The following is a 6,936-nucleotide window of genomic DNA, read 5'->3' on the forward strand; positions in this document are numbered from 1 at the left end:
TACAGTAGATTCCTTTGCTAACAACTTCAAAGATAAATTTAGCAAAAGTCAACATATTTTAGATGGGACAGCCGTGAGCAAGCAATGAACTGAGGTATAAAAAAGCTTTTTCAATGCTATACTCAAAACTTTATACCCCTTCTAACCATAACAAATTTTTTGAATAACTATAAATTATTGTTTTTAATTTAGCACTGTATTTAATTAAATACAGATTAGTAGCACGAATCATGGACGACAATTATATGGATAAAATACTTCTTTGCAAGCATTTTCGTCATGGTTAAAATCCAGTATATACATGAAGGAAGCTTTTAAAAGGAATACGTTAAAGCTACAGAGTTGCTAAAAATATAGCGATGACCAACCATTGGGCTTTTCGTTATTTCGTTTGATAATCTATTAACCCTAGTTGATAAAATCAGGTTCCAACTCTTATCGAAATTATAAACAGTTGCCAAACCTATATGTGGCGAAAATGCACCTCTTGGTGAATATTCCAATAAACCCGATCTTATTGATTCTGGCGGTGTTACCCCATAATAATAGTCAACCAAGCGCTGATCATTGTACTGCAATCCGATTGTTGGCTTTAAAATGAATAAATGTTTACCTGTGCCTTGCTTAAATACTTTCCCATACTCAAAATCAATCATGTAACCACCCGAGGTTCTTCCTGTAAAGTCTACATTAGCTGTCACTTTGACATAGCCATAAGGTGTTTGTAGGCTTTGTCCTATACCAACCATCCCGATATAATAGCGATTATTAAGTTGCTTTAGTTGCGCATCATGGGTCTAACTGCATATTTGGTCGTAATCGAACATGGACTATAATTTTTTTTCAATTTTTTTCTCAATGTAGGTTTTTAGCGACAGATATTTGCCATAACCAAGGTGAGTTTCAATGATCTTCTTTAGTGGCACACCAATTTTATAAAGATGCTGTATGCGATCATGGTCTTTATCATACATCGATTTTTGTAAAGTTCCTTTGGGTTTGCCAAGTTTAATACCTTTGTCTTTAACTGCTTTCAAACCTTCCTTAGTACGTTCAGAAATAAAGTCACGTTCAAGCTCAGCTAGCATAGAAAAAATTGTAATTAGAATTTTGTTGGTTGACTGGTTTGCATTTTGTGGGCTTACATCAATATGTTGCTTGATAACAATTAATCGGCATTTCTGAATTGTTGTGATTTGCTCAATGATATTGAGAACATCTTTAATTGACCTTCCTAACCTTGATAATTCGGATACAATAAGGCGTTAATTCCATATAGCACTGGTTTGTACTATCAAAGTGATGTTAGCCCTTATTAAATATAGGTTGTAGCCACCTTTATTTCAGTCAAGTTTAGCAAGTACACTTTGCTCAATTCCTTCAAGCCCCAAGCTATTAAACTTTATGAAAAAATAAACAATACATGCATTACTTTCTAATAATGGCACAGTTATGCTTAAACAGATGGTTATACATTTTGTAAAGTACTATAAGCATAATTCCAATAGGAATACCATGGAAAAGCAGTACAACATACATCGGTGCCCACCATACAAAAAATGGGGCAACAATCAGCATCCCAATACCAAAGCCCGTCATCTGCATTAATGTTAGTAAACTGAAAATAGGAAGTCGTACTTCATCTGATTCATTTTGAACCCGTGACAATAGGCTTACTTCAGATACTCCATCTCCTAAGCCAGCCCATATTGCAAAGGGGATTAGCCACATGGTAGAACTCTGAGAAAATAGCAAAATAAAGCCTGTCGACATCAAAAATACGCCAAGCATAAAAAAACGTTCCATACTCAAGTTATTTTTATGTCTAAGTAATCGACTGATTAAACGAGCACCGCCAAATTTGCCGATCGCCCAAAATGCCAAAATGAGCCCCATTGTGCTGCTAATTGACTCTGGTGTGATCAGTTTTGATATAATTGGAAATCCAACATTATGTGCCGCACTTCCTAACGTATCAGCCATTGTAATGAGTAGTATAAAGCCTAGCATTTTGTGCCCTCGGAGCACTTTGACTAAATTTCGCCACTCCTTACCTGAAGCACTTTGTTGTTTATTAGGTTCACGTAAAATAGTAATCGGATAAATGATAATACCCGCTAATAAATACGTAATAATATTCAATGCAAATACCGCATCATAGCCACTTAATGCAACAACTAATCCAGAGACCAAGCTGCCTAAAACGGCAGCTGTTGCTGAGACTGAAGAGAGCCACCCATTAACCGATACTCTTTTAGAATCTTGAATCAAATAGGGAATTTGAGTATTAATCCCAATTGAAAACATAGAATTTCCCAAGCCAATACCAAAGGCAATTATCGGTAAAATATATATCTGGGTTGATTGTGGCACAACAAAAAGACTTACTAGCAATAATGCACGCAACACATCAAACCAAATAAGTGACCATTTGCCAATAAACTTACGAAAAAACAATGTTCCAATACTACTGGCAAAGATACCTCCTGCGACACGAGCGGCTAGGAAAATACTAACATGCATGACACTATTACTTAAAATGTAAACATAGGTTGATAATGCCACCATATTTAAAAATGCACCAAAATCTGAAATGCCTCGAGCAAAGATGATTAAAAATGCATTTCGTGTGGAACCATGCCATTGATTTGTAATACCAGTCATGCTGGTATCTCTTTTATTTTATGCAAAGTTACAAGTAATAAATCACGATAGGCAGCTTGATCTGTGTCTGTATTTTGTCTTACTTCACTAGCGCTGTGGTAAAGCTTCTGATCATTAACTAAAAGTGTTTCTAAAAAAACACTCATAGGTTTACTAAAAACTTCACTTTCAGGTTGATCTGATGCGTAAATTTTTGAAACCACGTCAACTGTATTATACGCATCAATAAAATGCATCCCAATAAAATCCATGCCATCTTGATGAATGCCTGAAGTTGTTGGGCTAGTCCTCTCACCATCCGCTTGTACTCTAAACAAATGTACATTAACTTCATAACAACTTTGAACATCTAGATGGGATTTAAAAAAATCAATATCCATTGTAATTAATTCCTGCGTGATAGGGTGATGGATAAAGCTTTCCTCTACATAAGTAAGTTTGTTAACACCCTGTTGATAAGGAATATTGTATTTTACTGAAGACTTATACTCATTATCACGATTGATATTAAGCTCATTAGATATTACGTCATACGTATAGCGAAGTATCCGCCGCTTCCTATGTGTGTAGTCTTTGAAATTATCATCGTCGACTAATCGACTCCAGTGCGCTTTGAAGCTCTGCACACTTTCATCATCGTACGATATAAGCTCTTTATAATTCTGTTGGTGTACATAATGATTATCCATGAAAAATAATTGTCCAATTTCTTCACTCATGATACCACCTCGATATTTTGTGACGGCTCTCTCAAAATCATTGGTGTAACATTATGTAAAAGAGCTGTATAGCTTGCTCTAGCTTCAGATGCATCAGCAACCTTAACCCAAGCCTTTAACAAATAAGTTTCCTCAATCTCGGCATTCACCATATTGTGACTAGGGTAACAATCATACTTAAGAATGTATTCTTGATTATCTAGATAATCTAATTGATTAAATCCCTCAAAATAACCACTATATTCGGGATAAATCACCATCATTGAATAATAATCACTACAGTTCTCAATCTTAATCTTTGCCTGATTCAATAGGTAGTTACTATGAGTGATATTTCCCAAAAGCATATTGATATAAAGTGAGTATGGATTAACACCTGCAATATTATTAAACGCTGCGTCAACATAAAGACCACCCAGTCTTGGATTAACTTCAATAATCACAGGACCTTCATTTGTCAAACGAAACTCTAGATGTACTACATCATTCTTTAACCCAAGCGCTTTCAAACAACTTGTCGCATAATCTCTAATTTTTTGCTTATCTTCGTCCGTATAAGAGAAAGCTGGACAAATCAGCAAGTTTTCCAGAATGGTGCCTGATTTCTCAGTTAGAACGAGTTTTTCGTTAATGATCAATGGGTAGACTTCACCATCATTAATAACACACTCCACAGTGCCTTCGGATCCAGTAATATATTGCTCAAGAAGAATAGTTGCACTGGGATTATAATGATCAATAATTTTGCCATTTAAAACAATATCGTGACTTACAGGGTAAAAAGTTGACATATTTGAATTTTGATACGTATTAGTGAATAAACGGTAGTGTTTAACCAGCTCTTCTTCGTTATCACATTTTTTGATATACGAAGAGCTTGCACCATAGGGAGGTTTAAATATTAAAGGATACCCTATTTCATTTGCTTTATTAATTAGCTGTTCTACATTATGGCATAGTGCAAACTTAATTGATTTTATTCCCGATTCCCTTAATTTCATCCTCATCAAAAACTTATTATTGCAGGCTTTAATTGCATCAACGGGTGAATAATTAAAATCAAGGATTTCACAAACTTTAGCAACAACAGCCCCAATTTCAGCAACTTTTGAGGCATGTCCAGCATGACAAAAAATAGCTTTGATGTCATATTTATCACCTAAGCTACCTACTAATTTTAAGATATCATTTACACTGATGCTCTTGAGTGAAAATAGTTCATCACAACTTTGAGTTAATGCAGAAATATTTTTCTGATTGCTAGTTGCAATTAAGCAATTTAATCCCTTTTCTTTTGCCGCTTGAAAATGCGGACTACGGTAGTTGTAGCTTGGGATGTGATTATCATCAATATCAACAAATAATATGGCAGGCATTTGCATATTTATACTTCCTTAGTATCTGGTTGGCTTAAAATATTCTGACTATTTATTCGCAAACATCATCATTCCAATAACATGTTTGATTTTGCCAATTAACAAATTTATAAAACCTACGTCCTTGTTCATCATATTCAAAACGTGGGAAATCTTGAGCATTTTCGACTAATGGCACAGTAAATTTGCCCTTTTCGTGCGGCAATACATATTCAGGCATCGCGATATTTGATACGCGTCGTTTTAGTTTATTCATAATCTGAATACCTTTAGTCACCGAAGCTTTATAAATTGATGCTCCCGGTGAATAAGGCATATAGTGATATAGATAGTAAGGTTTGACGCCTATTCGATAAAGCTCAATAAATAATTTATGTAGCGTTTGTTCATCATCATTAATACCTCGCAAGAAAGGCATATTAGAAAAAACAATCGGAACCACTTTTTGAATACGTTTCACCGCTTCAATAAAATCAATACTTAATTCATCTGGGTGGCATACGTGTATACCAAAAGAGTTTACCTTATATTTTTCAAGCATTGCAATTAACTCATCACTTACCCTAAATGGGTTAAAGCTAAGTGCTCGGGAATGCATGCGAATTAATAGCTGATCATTCCATCCACGTAATTTGGATAAATATCCTTCTAGCTTCGCATCTGACAGTGTTAATGGATCTCCGCCACTTAATATTACTTCCTCAATGTTTTTGTTACTCTTAATATATTCAAAAGATTCTTCAAATAAATTGCGACTAGCCGTTGATTTATCGGTTTTAGGTTTGAGTGTGCGTAAAGCTTCAAAGCAAAACTGACAGTAAGCATTACAGGTATTGCTCATTCTTAAAATAACACGATTGTCATATTTATGTTGACATATCGGTGTCTTCATTTCATTTGATAGCTCCCAGTTATCTGTTTGCTCATCGTATCCGCCATCAATCTCATCCTCCCAAAAAGGAACGACCTGACGCCATAGTGGGTTTTGTGTGATATCAGCGTTTTGCTCAGTCGTATTTAAAATTAGAGCTAAGTAATATGGCGTAATCTGCATTTTGCGATCTTGGAGATTTTGGACAATCTTATCTTGAATGCCTCGCTCCCAACTATTACCCAAGGATGCATACAAATCGTTAGCGTCTTTGATTGTATTTCTTTGTTGCCAACGCCAATCAGTCCAATCATCTTGACTTATATTGAACTTACTTAAAATATTTTTTCCTAAGTGCTCTAAACTAGTTTCCATTAAAAGATTCCCTCTATATTTAACATCAAAATACATAATGACATATTTTAATGATTTTTGTTACATAATTGTTTGTTGAGAAATTCAGAGATTTTTGTATGAAATAAATTGCTTGCCAATAAAACGACCGTTTTCTTGGCGGTCTGATAATTCACATATTTCAATTCAGAATCAACAAGTAAACCCATTGCAATATTCAACACTAATTTGTATTATTCAATTTATCTTTATTTGTTAAGGAATTTTTTATCATGATGATTGGTTATGCCAGAGTGTCAAAAGCCGATGGTAGTCAAGTGTTAGATTTGCAGATTGATGCTTTAAAAAAAGCGGGCGTTGATGAGAACAGAGTTTATCATGATTATGCATCTAGTAGAAAAGACTCTCGCCCTGGTCTTGAATCTTGCCTTAAGGCTTTGCAACCAGGTAACACTCTCGTGGTATGGAAGTTAGATCGACTTGGTCGTGACATGAAGGACTTGATTACCATGATTGATGATTTACATGCGTCAAAGATCAATTTTAAAGTTCTAGAAGGACATGGCGCGCAAATTGATACCACAACAGCAAATGGGCGCCTTATCTTTGGTATTTTTGCTTCGTTGGCTGAATATGAGCGCGAACTCATACGCGAACGAACTTACGCAGGTCTTGCTGCGGCTAGGGCAAGAGGCAGAAAAGGTGGCAGACCCACAAAAATGGATAAAGCAACGTTGAAAATGGCAATGGCAGCAATGTCCGACAGAAATGCCGTATCATCCGATATTGCAAAACGATTGGGAATAACAACTACAACCTTATATAAATATGTAAATGGCGATGGCACGCTAAAAGCAGATGGCGATAAAATTATGAATAACTGAAGTTACGCACTTTTGATGTTTGAATTTAAGAAATACGACCACAGATTATGAGTGAAATAAATAAAACT

6 protein-coding genes and 1 pseudogene are annotated in these 6,936 nt (G+C 35.3%); 1 reads left to right on the forward strand and 6 read right to left on the reverse strand.

Going from position 1 to position 6,936, the window contains the following annotated elements; all coding sequences use genetic code 11:
• Window positions 1-314: 314 nt before the first annotated feature.
• From ACTS4L_RS10870 to ACTS4L_RS10895, 6 genes and pseudogenes are all read right to left on the reverse strand, one after another.
• Window positions 315-776: pseudogene (locus ACTS4L_RS10870) on the reverse strand (MipA/OmpV family protein); the annotation flags it as partial.
• Between the two features lie 54 nt (window positions 777-830).
• On the reverse strand, window positions 831-1,259 hold the full coding sequence (locus ACTS4L_RS10875; RefSeq protein WP_440617877.1) for a recombinase family protein: 429 nt from the start codon (window positions 1,257-1,259) through the stop codon (window positions 831-833).
• Window positions 1,260-1,428: 169 nt separating this feature from the next.
• Entirely contained in the window at window positions 1,429-2,664 is a 1,236-nt protein-coding gene (locus tag ACTS4L_RS10880; RefSeq protein WP_440617872.1) for an MFS transporter, read from the reverse strand.
• Window positions 2,661-3,383 carry a 2OG-Fe dioxygenase family protein gene (locus tag ACTS4L_RS10885; RefSeq protein WP_440617873.1) on the reverse strand — a complete coding sequence of 241 codons (723 nt, stop codon included), beginning with the start codon at window positions 3,381-3,383 and terminating at the stop codon, window positions 2,661-2,663. The genes ACTS4L_RS10880 and ACTS4L_RS10885 overlap by 4 nt, the downstream gene beginning before the upstream one ends.
• Complete coding sequence (locus ACTS4L_RS10890; protein WP_440617874.1) at window positions 3,380-4,765, reverse strand: ATP-grasp domain-containing protein; 1,386 nt, start codon at window positions 4,763-4,765, stop codon at window positions 3,380-3,382. Before ACTS4L_RS10890 ends, ACTS4L_RS10885 begins: the two co-directional genes overlap by 4 nt.
• Window positions 4,766-4,811: 46 nt before the next feature.
• Window positions 4,812-6,005, reverse strand: a complete 1,194-nt coding sequence (locus tag ACTS4L_RS10895; protein ID WP_440617875.1) for a KamA family radical SAM protein — start codon at window positions 6,003-6,005, stop codon at window positions 4,812-4,814.
• Window positions 6,006-6,256: 251 nt separating this feature from the next.
• Between ACTS4L_RS10895 and ACTS4L_RS10900 the strand changes: the two genes are divergently transcribed.
• Window positions 6,257-6,868, forward strand: a complete 612-nt coding sequence (locus ACTS4L_RS10900) for a recombinase family protein (protein ID WP_440617876.1) — start codon at window positions 6,257-6,259, stop codon at window positions 6,866-6,868.
• Window positions 6,869-6,936 lie beyond the last annotated feature (68 nt).

This window comes from Cysteiniphilum sp. 19S12-1 (assembly GCF_052030685.1).
Lineage (GTDB): Bacteria > Pseudomonadota > Gammaproteobacteria > Francisellales > Francisellaceae > Caedibacter.